This is a genomic window from Salinivibrio sp. ML323, from assembly GCF_001995745.1.
GTDB lineage: Bacteria > Pseudomonadota > Gammaproteobacteria > Enterobacterales > Vibrionaceae > Salinivibrio > Salinivibrio kushneri.
The window spans coordinates 49,299-62,960 of the sequence record NZ_MUES01000015.1 but is presented as its reverse complement, the minus strand read 5'-3'; the positions used below and the strand labels follow the sequence as shown (position 1 = coordinate 62,960).

The 13,662-nt window shown below is 48.9% G+C and carries 14 protein-coding genes and 1 other RNA gene; 6 read left to right on the top strand and 9 right to left on the bottom strand.

Annotated elements, in window-relative coordinates:
- Positions 1-347 precede the first annotated feature (347 nt).
- From BZG13_RS10235 to BZG13_RS10220, 4 genes are all read right to left on the bottom strand, one after another.
- Positions 348-779 (bottom strand): type II secretion system protein, encoded by a 432-nt coding sequence (locus tag BZG13_RS10235; protein ID WP_158011760.1) that lies wholly within the window; start codon positions 777-779, stop codon positions 348-350.
- 1 nt (position 780) lies between these two features.
- Positions 781-2,202: a hypothetical protein gene (locus tag BZG13_RS10230; RefSeq protein ID WP_077486544.1), complete on the bottom strand. Its 1,422-nt coding sequence runs from the start codon at positions 2,200-2,202 to the stop codon at positions 781-783.
- Positions 2,199-2,738 (bottom strand): hypothetical protein, encoded by a 540-nt coding sequence (locus tag BZG13_RS10225; RefSeq protein ID WP_131825399.1) that lies wholly within the window; start codon positions 2,736-2,738, stop codon positions 2,199-2,201. Before BZG13_RS10225 ends, BZG13_RS10230 begins: the two co-directional genes overlap by 4 nt.
- Positions 2,739-2,835: 97 nt before the next feature.
- On the bottom strand, positions 2,836-3,405 hold the full coding sequence (locus BZG13_RS10220) for a pilus assembly FimT family protein (protein ID WP_077486543.1): 570 nt from the start codon (positions 3,403-3,405) through the stop codon (positions 2,836-2,838).
- Positions 3,406-3,504: 99 nt separating this feature from the next.
- Here BZG13_RS10220 and BZG13_RS10215 point away from each other — a divergent pair, with 99 nt between their 5' ends.
- On the top strand, positions 3,505-3,987 hold the full coding sequence (locus tag BZG13_RS10215) for a type IV pilin protein (protein ID WP_077486542.1): 483 nt from the start codon (positions 3,505-3,507) through the stop codon (positions 3,985-3,987).
- A gap of 67 nt (positions 3,988-4,054) precedes the next feature.
- On the opposite strand, the gene dnaJ is transcribed toward BZG13_RS10215, so the two are convergent.
- The 3 genes from dnaJ to grpE all read right to left on the bottom strand — a co-directional run bounded on the left by dnaJ (position 4,055) and on the right by grpE (position 8,082).
- A complete protein-coding gene (gene dnaJ, locus BZG13_RS10210) occupies positions 4,055-5,203 on the bottom strand; it encodes a molecular chaperone DnaJ (protein WP_077486541.1) in 1,149 nt (382 codons plus the stop codon).
- Positions 5,204-5,322: 119 nt separating this feature from the next.
- On the bottom strand, positions 5,323-7,245 hold the full coding sequence (gene dnaK / locus BZG13_RS10205; RefSeq protein ID WP_077486540.1) for a molecular chaperone DnaK: 1,923 nt from the start codon (positions 7,243-7,245) through the stop codon (positions 5,323-5,325).
- Positions 7,246-7,437: 192 nt separating this feature from the next.
- Positions 7,438-8,082, bottom strand: a complete 645-nt coding sequence (gene grpE, locus BZG13_RS10200; protein ID WP_077486539.1) for a nucleotide exchange factor GrpE — start codon at positions 8,080-8,082, stop codon at positions 7,438-7,440.
- Between the two features lie 173 nt (positions 8,083-8,255).
- Here grpE and nadK point away from each other — a divergent pair, with 173 nt between their 5' ends.
- From nadK to bamE, 3 genes are all read left to right on the top strand, one after another.
- Complete coding sequence (nadK, locus tag BZG13_RS10195; protein WP_077486538.1) at positions 8,256-9,137, top strand: NAD(+) kinase; 882 nt, start codon at positions 8,256-8,258, stop codon at positions 9,135-9,137.
- 182 nt (positions 9,138-9,319) lie between these two features.
- Entirely contained in the window at positions 9,320-10,987 is a 1,668-nt protein-coding gene (recN, locus tag BZG13_RS10190) for a DNA repair protein RecN (protein ID WP_077486537.1), read from the top strand.
- A 248-nt stretch (positions 10,988-11,235) separates the two neighbouring features.
- Complete coding sequence (gene bamE, locus BZG13_RS10185) at positions 11,236-11,592, top strand: outer membrane protein assembly factor BamE (RefSeq protein ID WP_046075182.1); 357 nt, start codon at positions 11,236-11,238, stop codon at positions 11,590-11,592.
- 82 nt (positions 11,593-11,674) lie between these two features.
- Here the strand turns inward: bamE and BZG13_RS10180 are convergent, their stop codons facing one another.
- Positions 11,675-12,025 carry an RnfH family protein gene (locus BZG13_RS10180; RefSeq protein WP_077486536.1) on the bottom strand — a complete coding sequence of 117 codons (351 nt, stop codon included), beginning with the start codon at positions 12,023-12,025 and terminating at the stop codon, positions 11,675-11,677.
- Complete coding sequence (locus BZG13_RS10175) at positions 12,018-12,449, bottom strand: SRPBCC family protein (RefSeq protein ID WP_046075180.1); 432 nt, start codon at positions 12,447-12,449, stop codon at positions 12,018-12,020. Before BZG13_RS10175 ends, BZG13_RS10180 begins: the two co-directional genes overlap by 8 nt.
- A 155-nt stretch (positions 12,450-12,604) precedes the next feature.
- Between BZG13_RS10175 and smpB the strand changes: the two genes are divergently transcribed.
- The gene (gene smpB / locus BZG13_RS10170; protein WP_069362793.1) at positions 12,605-13,090 is read left to right on the top strand and encodes an SsrA-binding protein SmpB; all 486 of its coding nucleotides are present in this window, start codon (positions 12,605-12,607) and stop codon (positions 13,088-13,090) included.
- 47 nt (positions 13,091-13,137) lie between these two features.
- Positions 13,138-13,504: a transfer-messenger RNA gene (gene ssrA / locus BZG13_RS10165) on the top strand.
- The last annotated feature ends 158 nt before the right edge of the window (positions 13,505-13,662 follow it).

The following is a 13,662-nucleotide window of genomic DNA, read 5'->3' as shown; positions in this document are numbered from 1 at the left end:
ACAAACGAATTGACTGTGCCGAACAACTATAAAAGTTGTCGTTTGGTCACTCAGTTCATCGAATAAATCTTTTTGTCTATTCTTAACGAGTGCCCACACAGATTGCATAGGTCAAATTGTTAAAGAGCGCCGCCCAATCTTGAGCGGGAGTGGCATTTTACGCCACCGAGGCAATGAGTCAAGCGTTTTGTTTGCTTGACTATTTTGCCGTTGTTAGCGCGGCTTGCCGTGCCAACGAGAGCGCATTATAGAGAGGTAATTTTTGGGCGCAAGGATTTTTTGAAGAAAACAGCACAAGCGATTAAAAACCAACCAGGCGGGTGATAACTCACTCTTTTGGGCGCTTATTACATACCTTGGTATCGAAGCGTTGACCCTGTGAAGTAAAATCTCAGCGTCTGTTCCTTATTTCGGTAATCTTGCCAGCGAACTTCCAATACAAGTGTTTTCGCATAAACACCGTCATCATCGGTGAGCACATTTTTAATCTCAGTCACTGCCAGTTGGTAACCCGTGTCTTCGGTATCTATCAAACATCGTGCTAAACGGCTCAACCTCATGACTACAGAGTGGCTTGCACTGCAGGGCGTATCCGTGTTCATTAAACGCCAATGCGACAGTTGGTTACTAGCAACGTGCATAGCCCCTTCGGCCAAGCGCACATTGTGTTGCTTAGCTTGAATATCAACAGTGAGTGTATAAATACCTGCGCCCGTTACCGCAACTAACACTAGCGCAATCAATATTTCTATAAAGGAAAAGCCTCGCGCTCGTAACATGCTAACCCTCCCCAAGAGGCGGCTTGATGTCATGGTAGCTATTATTTACGGGCCGCCACTGCTTAAGCCCAGCAAAACTCTGCTGTAATACCTCACCACTATAAGTAGGTATGAATGCACCATACACCACGGAGTGGCCATTAGGCACGTCGGTGATAAATGCCCCCTCGGGTTCAAAGCTACCACTAAACCAAAAAGGCACACGGCGTGCTTGCTCAGGGTTGGTAACAGTCGATGTAATCAATTGGCAAAGTTCTTGGATATTACTATCGTTGTGAGAGCAAGACATCTCGCCAGATTCGGAGATGATCATCCCCCATTGCTCAGCAAATTCTCTCGCATTCAGCTTATCGGTGTTAAACTGATAAACCGCTCCTTTAAACGGTCTAATCGCACCACGCAGCGCCACAATGCCATCTTGTACAACCAGTAAAATCGGAGGTTCACTTGGTAACGCCTCTAAACCCTCTCGGCTTAGATCACAAGGCCCATCCACCCAGACTTTTGCATTCGCACTTTCTCTGTGTTTACTACTTGCGACTGCATCCAATAGGGTTTCATAACATAACGAGGGGTCACCTTGGGTATTAACAACAAAACCGCCTTGTCGCTCAAATTGCTCTCTGACTGTTTTCCACTGCGCGCGAGGAACACCAAAGTAATCTTTGAACAAGTCCATATTATCAACATTGGTTTGTACATCTTTTTTGAGCAGCGTCTCTGCCTCATCGCGGCTATCCGCGACTTCGCCATAATGGACTTCAGTTTTATACTCGGGTGCACATTCTTCACCCTCTCCTAAGTGAACGGTAAATATGTTTTGACTTTTTTCCTCTTCATTCTTTGAGCTCTCTGAACTCTTTGACTGATTCTCACCGAGCGTGCGCGGACGAATCATGACATCGCCCCCGGCTACAATTGAATGACATTCATATAAACCATCCTCTCGCTTTTTTCCCTTTGCTGGTCGCCATCTATTGCCACCGTAAAACGCTGCTGATCCTGAAGTGACAAATGAACTTCTTCGTGCACCGGTGGCTTTTGCTAGGGTCACTCCGACTTGTTGCTGTGCATGAGTCGCGTAAAGATGCCACATTCCGCGATCACTATTTTGCCAAGGCTCCAACCATAATTGGCTCCCTGCGATATGTTGACAAGGTGAGAGTTGCGCTATCCCCGCTGCCACATCGTCTTTCGATAAATGAATACCATCATGTTTGATCTTAGCCACCGCGCAATCTAGAGCCGCCCACGCTCTAGAAAGGGATTGCTCGGTTGTGATTCTCGCCTGTGTTTGTTGGATATCATTGACTGCGCGTCGACTGACACCTAATACGATAAGAAGCGTAATTAGAGCGATGCTGGCGACCACCGCCAGGGTGGCTATACCTTGGTCACGCGTGCATTTTGCGACGTACTTCATGATGAGGCCACCGTATTAGCTAAAACCAATGTTCGCGACACATCTTTACGCAGACCAGGTTGGCGGTTTAGCGAGGCGGAAACCTTGATAGTCAATGAGGTAATGCGTCGACCATTTTCGGTATGCACCTCGTTACGGGTAAAAGATAAATGCGAGATCTTCAATGCACGAGAAGAAATATCTCGCCAATAACCTGATTCACACGACCAGTTCGCCGTGTCTCGGTGATTTTCATAGATCTCTATGGCATGGGCTTCTGTATCTAGTCGAAAACCTTTGGCGTCATCTTTACCCACGGTATTCGTGGGATGGAGACTGTCTTGTTGATAAGCAAAACGAAGGCATTGCCCTTGACGCTGCGAGGGAGTTTCATCAATCAGTAAAAGGTGAAGATCATGACTACTGTCAAAGAGATAGGGCGACGCGCCATCACACTGGTAGCACATTCCGGCTCGACGTATCTCAGTTTCCATCATCGTTAATAAGCGGCTGACTTCGAGCGATAAGCGCGTCTTGGCATCAATCCTGGCTTGCATTGTGGTCGCCGAAGTCATCACAGAAAGTGCGGTGATTGAAACTAAAATACTCACCGACAAGCCAACTAAAAGCTCAACTAATGAGTACCCTTTGGAATTAGCTACACGCACTGTCGATACCACTCCACTGACAGGATTCAAAACCCAGGTACTGACGAACTTGCACTACATAGTCTGGCTGTTGGCGCTTCTTAGCCATTAATCCAAGTGTGAGGTTGAGGTTCGGCCGCTGGGTTCGAAAGTCAATCGTAAATAAATCGCCGTCTGGCTGTAATTGCCACTCTTCTTTAACTTGTTTTTTTAGTGTGACCTGTTTATCTAGCCTCACCATCAAGGCTTGCGTTTGATGGCAGGCGTGAGTCGATGGCTGTTGGGCTGATGCTCGGACTGTGGACGCTGATTCTGCTTTGGCAACAATGCAGTCAATCCCACCCTCACTCACTAAGCTAACAACATACGGTCGACTTTCTTCGACAGCTCGGCTTTGTGCCAACTGAAACAAACTAGAGAGTGCCGCACTCTCATTGGCAATTAACGTCGCTTGGTGCGCTTTTTGAAAGTTGGGAAACGCAATACTGCATGTAACCGCCAGCACAGCAAGCGCAATCAGTGACTCTATTAAAGTAAAGCCATGATAACGTCGTTTTTGATGAGAGATAAAACGCATACTGCCTCCCAGGATCTTCGCCTGCTGATTGCGCTCAGGTTACCACTCTCATAACCTCTGTATGCGTTTGGTGATTGAGTCTTCGAGAGGCCCGTAGAAATGCGTTTATCTTTTTGTCGCTATTTACAACATGGGGTGACATTGATCGAAATGATGCTCGTCTTGGCTATCATCGCCACACTTGCAGGGGTAGTCATACCCAGCTATACCGAGTACCAACAACGACAGACACGGCACGCAGCGACGCGACACTTAATTCAGTTACAAGCCTGGGTAGAGCAGCAGTTCATTACGACAAAACACTATCCGTCGGTATCAGATGCAACCGACTTAGAAGCAAAAGCACTCTGTGCCGATTGCCAGTTATCACCTGATTATCGATTCGAAATTCAAAGTGGGGAGGCTACCTATAAGATCCTTGCTCACCCGCGAGCTAATCACTCACAAACCGGTGATCCCTGCGCAACCTTAGTGCTCTATGCTAATGGACTAATAACCTCTACCTCATCCAACGCATCCTGCCCCTTACCCCAAGATCGTGCAAAAAGTGAGGTTCTTCAGACATTAAAACGGCCAGCATAGAGCTGGCCGCTGATTCTTTCAGTACGCTCTGACTCGCCGTCGAGCGTAGCGGGAGAAACTCAGTCGTTTATCCGGTTAAATCGTCAAAGAATTTCTTAACACCGTCAAAGAAGCCCTCTGATTTTGGCTTGTGTTTTTTCGCTTCAGTGCCACTAAAAGACTCTTCTAGCTCTTGTAGAAGCTCTTTTTGACGGCCACTTAAGTTCACTGGCGTTTCGACAACCATCTTACAGATCAGGTCACCCATACCGCCGCCACGAACAGACTGCACCCCTTTACCGCGCATACGGAACATGCGTCCTGTTTGCGTTTCTGCTGGGACTTTTAAGCTAACACGACCATCTAAGGTAGGGACTTCAACCTCGCCGCCGAGGGCTGCCATGGTGAAGCTCACTGGTACTTCGCAGTAGAGGTTGTTGCCATCACGGGTAAAAATATGATGTTCGCGGATGTGTACTTGAACATACAAGTCACCCGCCGGGGCACCGTTTTCACCCGCTTCACCTTCTCCGGATAAGCGAATGCGATCACCCGTATCAACCCCCGCAGGGATTTTTACATTCAAGTGCTTGGTTTCTTTTACGCGACCTTGGCCGTGGCAACTGTTACAAGGATCTTTGATAATGGTCCCGCTGCCATGACAGGTTGGACATGCTTGTTGAACCGCAAAGAAACCTTGGCGCATTTGCACTTGGCCGATACCGTTACAGGTTCCACAGGTTTGTTTTTTCGAACCTGGTTTCGCCCCACTGCCATCACAGGTTTTACACCCGACATAAGTAGGGACTTCGATCTCTTTGCTGACGCCACGGACCGCTTCTTCAAGCGTAAGCTCCATGTTGTAGCGTAAATCGGCTCCACGTTGCGCGCGTTGCTGACCACCACGACGACCTCCGCCGAATATATCGCCGAATACGTCACCAAAAATATCGCTAAAGTCAGCACCTCCACCGAAGCCACCGCCGCCGAAGCCGCCGCCTCCCATGCCGCCTTGTTCAAAGGCTGCGTGACCATATTGATCATAGGCTGCGCGTTTTTGCGGGTCGGTCAGCACTTCATAGGCCAACTTAATTTCTTTAAACTGATCGGCTGCATCTTCGCCTTTGTTGCGGTCTGGGTGATATTTCATTGCCAGCCGCTTATAGGCTTTTTTAATATCGCGCTCGCTTGCATCGCGGCTTAAGCCGAGCACTTCATACAAATCTCTTTTAGACATGGTCTGACTGCACCTGTTTACGTCAACAAAACAAAGACGTTCAATTCACTGTTTGATAAAACGACGGGCGAAGGAGATTGCTCCCCTACGCCCGTGCTTATTAACGACAGTGCTTTCGCTTATTTCTTGTCGTCGTCTTTAACTTCTTCGAACTCAGCATCGACAACATCGTCGTCTTGTTTTGCTGAATCAGCACCGGCGTCTTGCTGCGCCTGCTCATCTTGAGCTTGCTGCTGCGCGATTTCCATCAGTTTTGATGAAGCGGCAACCAGTGCTTGAACCTTCGCATCGATGTCTTCTTTATCTTCACCGTTACGTGCGGTTTCCAGCTCAGAAATGGCGGTTTCGATCTTCTCTTTGTCTTCTGCAGGCAGTTTGTCACCTGCTTCTTCCATTTGCTTACGCGTGCCGTGAACCAGTTGGTCAGCTTGGTTGCGCGCAGTCACTAGCTCTTCGAACTTCTTGTCCGCTTCTTTGTTAGCTTCTGCTTCTTGCACCATCTTCTCAACGTCTTCGTCACTTAGGCCGCCAGACGCTTGGATAGTGATCTTCTGCTCTTGGCCGGTTTGCTTATCAGCCGCAGACACATTCAAGATACCGTCAGCGTTCAAATCGAAGGTCACTTCGATTTGTGGCACACCGCGTGGCGCAGGCTGGATGCCCTCGAGGTTGAACTGACCCAGTGATTTGTTATGCATGGCTTGCTTACGCTCACCCTGAATCACGTGGATTGTTACCGCGCTTTGGTTGTCTTCTGCAGTTGAGAACACCTGGTTCGCCTTAGTTGGGATCGTGGTGTTTTTCTCAATCAGCTTGGTCATCACACCGCCCATGGTTTCGATACCCAGTGAAAGAGGCGTCACGTCAAGCAGCAGTACGTCTTTTACATCACCAGACAGTACGCCACCTTGTGCCGCGGCACCCATGGCAACGGCTTCGTCAGGGTTCACGTCTTTACGTGCATCCTTACCAAAGTACTCTGCCACTTTGGCCTGTACCATTGGCATACGGGTTTGACCGCCAACCAAGATAACGTCAGTGATTTCGTCAACCGATAGCTCGGCATCAGCCAGTGCGACTTTCATTGGTTCTAGTGAGCGCTGAACCAGATCTTCAACCAGAGACTCAAGCTTGGCACGAGTCACTTTGATGTTCATGTGCTTAGGACCGGTTGCGTCCGCCGTCACATACGGCAAGTTCACGTCTGTTTGCTGCGCAGAAGACAGTTCAATCTTCGCTTTCTCAGCCGCTTMTTTGACACGTTGCATCGCTAGCGGGTCTTGACGCAGGTCGATGCCTTGCTCTTTTTTGAACTCGTCAACCAAGTAGGTGATCAAGCGGTTATCGAAGTCTTCACCACCAAGGTGCGTGTCACCGTTTGTGGCCAATACTTCGAACGTTTGCTCGCCATCTACCTCATCGATTTCGATGATAGAGATATCGAAGGTACCACCACCTAGGTCATACACAGCGATTGTGCGATCGCCGCCTTTTTTATCTAGACCATAAGCCAGTGCCGCTGCTGTTGGTTCGTTGATGATACGTTTAACTTCTAGGCCTGCGATACGACCAGCATCTTTGGTTGCTTGACGCTGAGAGTCGTTAAAGTAAGCAGGGACAGTAATCACCGCGCCAGTCACTTCCTCGCCGAGGAAATCTTCAGCGGTTTTCTTCATTTTCTTCAGGACTTCAGCAGACACCTGTGGCGCAGCCATTTTTTGGCCTTTCGCCTCAACCCAAGCGTCACCGTTATCTGCCTTAACAATTTTGTAAGGCATGATGCTGATATCACGCTGCACTTCTTCATCTTCGAAGCGGCGGCCGATCAGACGCTTGATAGCAAACAGGGTGTTTTCTGGGTTTGTCACTGCCTGGCGCTTCGCAGGCTGACCGACAAGTGTTTCACCATCTTGTGTGTAAGCGATAACCGATGGTGTTGTACGATCACCCTCTGCGTTCTCAATGACGCGCGTTTTTTCACCGTCAAGTACGGCGACACATGAGTTGGTTGTACCCAAGTCAATACCAATGATTTTACCCATCTGGTGCTCTCCGAAATTCGTTCTATGGCTTTAATGCGTTACCCCTTATGTGGGGGTAACTGTGAGAGGTTCAACCCCCTCACCGCAATTTTATTTAGTGCTGCCGTTTAAATAAGGGCAGCCGAGTGCTTTTCAAGGGGAGGAAGCAAAAAAACACCGAATTTAGTTTAGTAAGCTCTCTCCCGGGCCTAATTAGGCTTTTTCGTCAACGTTACCTTGCGGCGCTTTGGATACCATCACCATGGCTGGGCGCACAACACGGCCGTTTAGTTCATAGCCTTTTTGCATCACCATCWTCACGGTGTTTGGCTCGTGCTCGGCGCTTTCTTGAATGGTCATCGCCTGATGCAATTCTGGGTCAAACGGTTGACCTTGAGGATCGATCGCTTTCAAGCCAAACTTATCAATGGTGTCCATCATGGTTTTCAGCGTCAGCTCAACCCCTTCCACCATTGGTTTGATTGATTCGTCTTCCTTGTCGGCCATTTCAACCGCGCGTTCAAGGTTATCAATCACAGGTAAAAGTTCACCGGCAAATTTCTCTAGGGCAAACTTGCGCGCTTTATCCACTTCTTGCTCGGTGCGACGACGCATGTTGTCAACATCAGCGCGAGCACGTAGCACACTATCTTGCTGCTCTTGCACCTTGGCTTCGCTTGCCTCAAGCGCTGCTTCTAGCTCGGTGATGCGCGCAATCATGGCTGCGGTTTCTTCATGTTCAATGTCTGCACCACCACTTGCTTGTTGCTCAGCGGCCTGCTCTTTACCTTTGGCTTCAGCAGCTTGCGCATCTTTCATCGCTTCCTGCTCTTGCTTCACTTTCTGTTCTTCGCTCATGATCACTCCGACACAAATGGCATTGCCCAGCACGCCACTGGGACTATTCAACTTGATTGACGAAAGTATTATGGGGATGAATCTTTATGATTCAACCGCTCGCATAACGCAAATCACGACAATCGCTTTTTTACCGCGTTATACTGGGCACAAATAACGATGAGATCCTGATTATGTCGACAGCATTCCAGCGCATTGCCCTGATTGGCAAACCTCGTAACCCGGAAGCGGTTAACACACACATAGGCCTCTATCACTGGCTAACTGAACGCGGTTATGAGGTGTCCATTGACACACGCTTGAGCACCAATCTTGGTTTGCCCGATGCCCATTACTTGGATCTCGTGACGATAGGCCAACACGCCGACTTAGCCATTGTGATCGGTGGGGACGGCAATATGCTCGGCGCCGCACGTGTACTGTCTCGCTGCGATATCAAGGTGATCGGAGTGAACCGCGGTAACCTCGGCTTTCTCACCGATTTGGATCCCGAAGCCTTTGAACATGCGCTGGAAGCGGTATTAAGCGGTGAGTACTTGGAAGAAGACCGTTTTTTACTTGAAACCGAAATTCATCGTCACGATCAGGTAAAAAGCCATAACGCCTCATTGAATGAAGCAGTACTTCACCCCGGGCAAGTCGCGCACATGATTGAATTTGAGGTGTATATTAACGAGCAGTTTGCCTTCTCACAGCGATCGGACGGGATCATTATTTCAACGCCCACAGGCTCAACCGCATACAGCTTATCCGGCGGTGGCCCTATTTTATCTCCCAGCCTCGACGCGATTTCGCTCGTGCCTATGTTCCCGCATACATTGTCGAGCCGTCCATTGGTTGTTGATGGCAACCGCCGTATTAAATTACTGGTTTCGCCTGACAACCGCGGGACACTGGAAGTGAGCTGTGATGGCCAAGTTTCCTTGCCGGTAAACCCTGGGGACGAAGTGCACATTTACAAAAGTCCCGCCACGCTCAAACTCATTCATCCTCAAGATTATAATTATTACAACACGTTACGAAAAAAACTGGGTTGGTCTTCTAAGTTGTTTTAAGCCAGCTGTTTCTTGTCTTTTACATGTATCCGATAAAAAGCAGGGCTTCCTGCTTTTTTAATGCGCAATTTTTGTGCTGTTCATCGCATTCACAACAATTCTTGCCCAACAGTATTCACTGGATGAAAAAACAGTATATACTGTATCTATAAACAGTTGTCGATAGATACAGGTGTCTCTCTATGTTAGCCGATATAACCATTCAAAACTTTGCCATCGTTAAATCCTTGGAGTTGGAGTTTAGTAAAGGCATGACGGCGATCACCGGTGAAACCGGGGCGGGTAAATCTATTTCTATCGATGCGCTAGGGTTGTGCCTTGGTGATCGTGCTGATGCCAACATGGTGCGCCCGGGGGAGAAACGCGCAGAAATTTCTGCCAGTTTCACCCTCGAGCAAAACAGCGCTGCACGTCGCTGGCTGCAAGATAACGAACTGGAAGACGGTGATGATTGCATATTAAGGCGAGTGATCACCAAAGAAGGCCGCTCACGCGCTTATATCAACGGTAACCCCGTACCTGCCTCACAGCAAAAAGCGCTGGGGCAGTTATTGATAAATATCCATGGTCAACACGCGCACCAACAACTGTTACGCCCTGAACACCAAATTACGTTATTAGACCAATACGCTGGCCACCAAAGCTTGCTGGACAAAATGGCGACACGCTATCAGCGTTGGCGCCGTACTAAAAATGAGCTAAAAGCACTGATCAAGAAAAAAGACGACATCGACGCTCAGCAACAACTTTTGGAATATCAAGTCGGTGAGCTCAATGAACTCGCATTGGGTGAAGAGGAATACCAACAAATCGAAGAAGAACACAAACGCTTGTCAAACAGTGGCGATATCGCCATGACCAGTCAGGCGGTGGTGGATTTACTCAGTGATGGCGAAGAGACCAACACATTGAGCTTACTGACGGCGGCCCAGCAGCGCTTAAGTGAGCTGGCTGCACTAGATAGTCACTTCTCACCGCTCGCTGAAATGCTCGAAGAGGCGCGGATCCAAACCCAAGAGACGAGCCAAGAAGTGAGTAGCTATCTTGACCAACTCGATATGGATCCTCAACGCCTCCAGTATCTAGATCAGCGCATGAGCACTATCATGAGTTTGGCGCGTAAACATCAGGTTCAACCCGATGCATTATATGAGACGCATCAACAATTGATTCAAGAGTTGGAGAAACTGGGACATAACGATGAGGCGATTGAGCAGTTGCAAGCAGATGTGGACAGGCAGTTTGCAGATTGCCTCGACACCGCTGAGAAATTAAGCAAGAGCCGTCGTCGCTATGCCAAAGAGTTGAACAAACTGATCACGCAAAGCATGCACCAGCTGAGCATGGAACATGGTAGCTTCGAGATCCAAGTCGAAAATAAAGCGGAGACCCACCTCAGCCCACTAGGCGGAGATGCGGTGGCATTTCTTGTGTCGACTAACCCAGGTCAGCCTTTACAACCACTGGCGAAGGTTGCATCCGGCGGCGAGCTGTCTCGGATCTCGCTGGCCATTCAAGTCATCACCGCCCAAAAAGTAGAAACCCCTAGCCTGATCTTTGATGAAGTCGATGTGGGGATCAGTGGGCCAACCGCTGCGATTGTGGGCAAACTTTTACGTCAACTTGGCGACTCCACGCAAGTGATGTGTGTGACCCACCTGCCACAAGTCGCAGGCTGTGGTCATCAGCAGATGTTTGTAGCTAAAGATACTGACAAAGGCAGCACCACGACCCGTATGTATCCGCTCGACTACAAGGCAAGAATTAGTGAACTTGCGCGATTGCTGGGTGGCAGTGAGATCACTGATCGCACCCTCGCAAACGCGGAAGATCTTCTAGTAGCCGCTTGATTCTACCAAGTCAAAACAGCGCTGAATGTGGCATTCAGACCGAGAAAAGTGCACTAGCTCTGCTTTTCTCGGTTATTTCCTTACACACGTCGAACTTTTTCACGCTATCATCGTCGAAACGCTAGTCGTCAGCAGGTTTTTTACATATATTCCCTGCTTCATTATACTCGGGACGCATCCGTCGCAGACTACACATGGTCACCGACAGACATGATTTGCCATCAAACAAGACAGTGAAGATATTAACTATGGGTTGGACTAAAGCCGCCGTTGCCTCTCTGATGGCGATTGCCATGATGGGCTGCTCTTATGCCGARAAGCTGGTTTATCGCGTGGATATAAACCAAGGTAATTACATTGAAGAAAAGGCCGTCGACGCCTTGAAATTTGGCATGACCAAAGAGCAGGTTAAGTTCCTTCTCGGCCCCCCAATGTTGGTGGAATCAGGTTATCCTAACACTTGGTATTTTGTGCAATGGCAACAACCTGGCCATGAGGCGCCAACACAAAAAGATCTGGTGCTTTCATTCGATGACAATAATCAACTCGTGAACATGGACGGTGATTTCGAGCCAGGTGAGCAATTTTTCGAAGCTGTTCAGTAACGACGACGCATCCGGCTCTCTGATGCCGTCATCTATTCTCCATGAAGTAAAGGCGCCGCTCAGCGCCTTTCTTTTTGGCTAGTCATGAGCGTTTGCGCTGGGTATCCACGCGTCCACCAGTAACAGGATCCGCTTTTCCTTCTTGTTTCGCGCGCTCAGCGCGGCGACGGCGGATCTCTTTCGGGTCGGCCTGCAGCGGGCGGTAAATCTCAATACGATCCCCGTCGCGCACTTGCGCGTCGAGTTTCACCGGTCGGCTAAATACCCCAACCTTGTTGGTCTCAAGATCAATCTCCGGATAGGCGCTTAAGACACCTGATTGACGAATAATGTCTTCCACCGTCGAGTCTGGCTTCACCACGCAGTTGAAGATGCGCTGCTCATTAGGCAACGGGTAAACCACTTCAACATGCAGCAATGTCTCTTCACTCATAAATCTCTTTCGCTCGCTCTGTAAACGCCTTCACCATACTACTGGTTAACTCGCTGAAGATACGGCCAAAGGCCGCTTCGACCAAGCGGTTCGTGAACTCAAACTCGAGGTCGAGTTCTATCTTGCATGCGTCACTTGATAACGGCGTAAATTTCCAGCCACCACTTAAGCGTTTAAATGGCCCGTCCACCAGTGTCATATCAATACGGCTGTTATCCACCAAATAATTTTTGGTGGTAAATGTTTTCTTAATCCCTGCTTTCGCCACATCTAAAGACGCGACCATGGTGGTGTCTGTATGTTCAATAAGGCGGGTGCTCACACACCCGGGCAAGAAAGCAGGATAGGACTCAACATCGTTCACCAAGGCAAACATTTGCTCAGCACTGTACGGCACTAAAGCCGAGCGGATGATTTGCGGCATAGGGACTCCTTGCAAGTTAACCGCGAAATAATACCATCGAGACTGATTGAGACCAATGCTCACAACCCACATCGCGGATAAAGTCAGACTCTTTCTCCCACTGAGTGCGATAATCCTTTCATTCTTCGATATATCCCCTTTATAATGCGGCCACTATGGCTAAGAAAAACGCAAAGAACAAAGCAAGTAGTAACACTATCGCGCTGAATAAAAAGGCACGCTTTGAGTACTTCATTGAAGATGACTTTGAGGCGGGGCTAGAGCTGCAAGGCTGGGAGGTGAAAGCACTCCGAGCAGGTAAGGCCAATATCAGTGAAAGCTACGTGTTGCTAAAAGACGGGGAAGCCTTTTTGTTCGGGGCAACCATTACCCCGCTTAATGTCGCCTCCACGCACGTGGTGGCCGATCCGCAGCGCACCCGTAAGCTATTGCTTAAACGGCGTGAGCTTGATACCTTGCTCGGCAAGGTAAATCGAGACGGTTTCACGGTGGTGGCACTGTCTTTATACTGGAAAAAATCTTTTGCTAAACTCAAAATAGGCTTAGCGAAAGGTAAAAAATTACACGATAAGCGCGATACAGCGAAAGACCGAGACTGGCAGCGACAAAAGTCCAGGATCATGAAAAACGCAGCGCGTTAATCGTTGACGCGGTAGATCAATGTGTTAGACTCTTCCGCTCACACTCTGGGGCTGATTCAGGATTCGACAGGATTGAGAAGGCCCGTGGAGCATGCCGAGGGGCGGTTGGCCTCGTAAAAAGCCGCAAACAAATAGTCGCAAACGACGAAAACTACGCACTAGCAGCTTAATAACCTGTTGAGTGCCTATCCTCCCTAGCCTCCGCCTGTAGGACGGGGATTCAGGATAGTCAAAACCAAACAGGATCGCGTGGAGGCTTTGACCCAAGAGCTGAAGCGTTAAAACTAATTTGGGTATGTCTTTGTGTGGCGTGTTTGTCCGCAGCACACTGACGAGATAAAAGACAAACTAAGCATGTAGCGCCATTGGTTAGACTGATTCTGGACGCGGGTTCAACTCCCGCCAGCTCCACCAATCGATTGGAAAGGGCGGTAAATCATTGATTTACCGCCCTTTTTTATTTCTATGGTTAGAGATTTAGTTGCTTTGTGTGCCAGTGAGCTACATACCTGTGATACAAACTGGGAACTGGCACGTCGTTACTCTCCAGCAGATACCCCATGATTTAAACG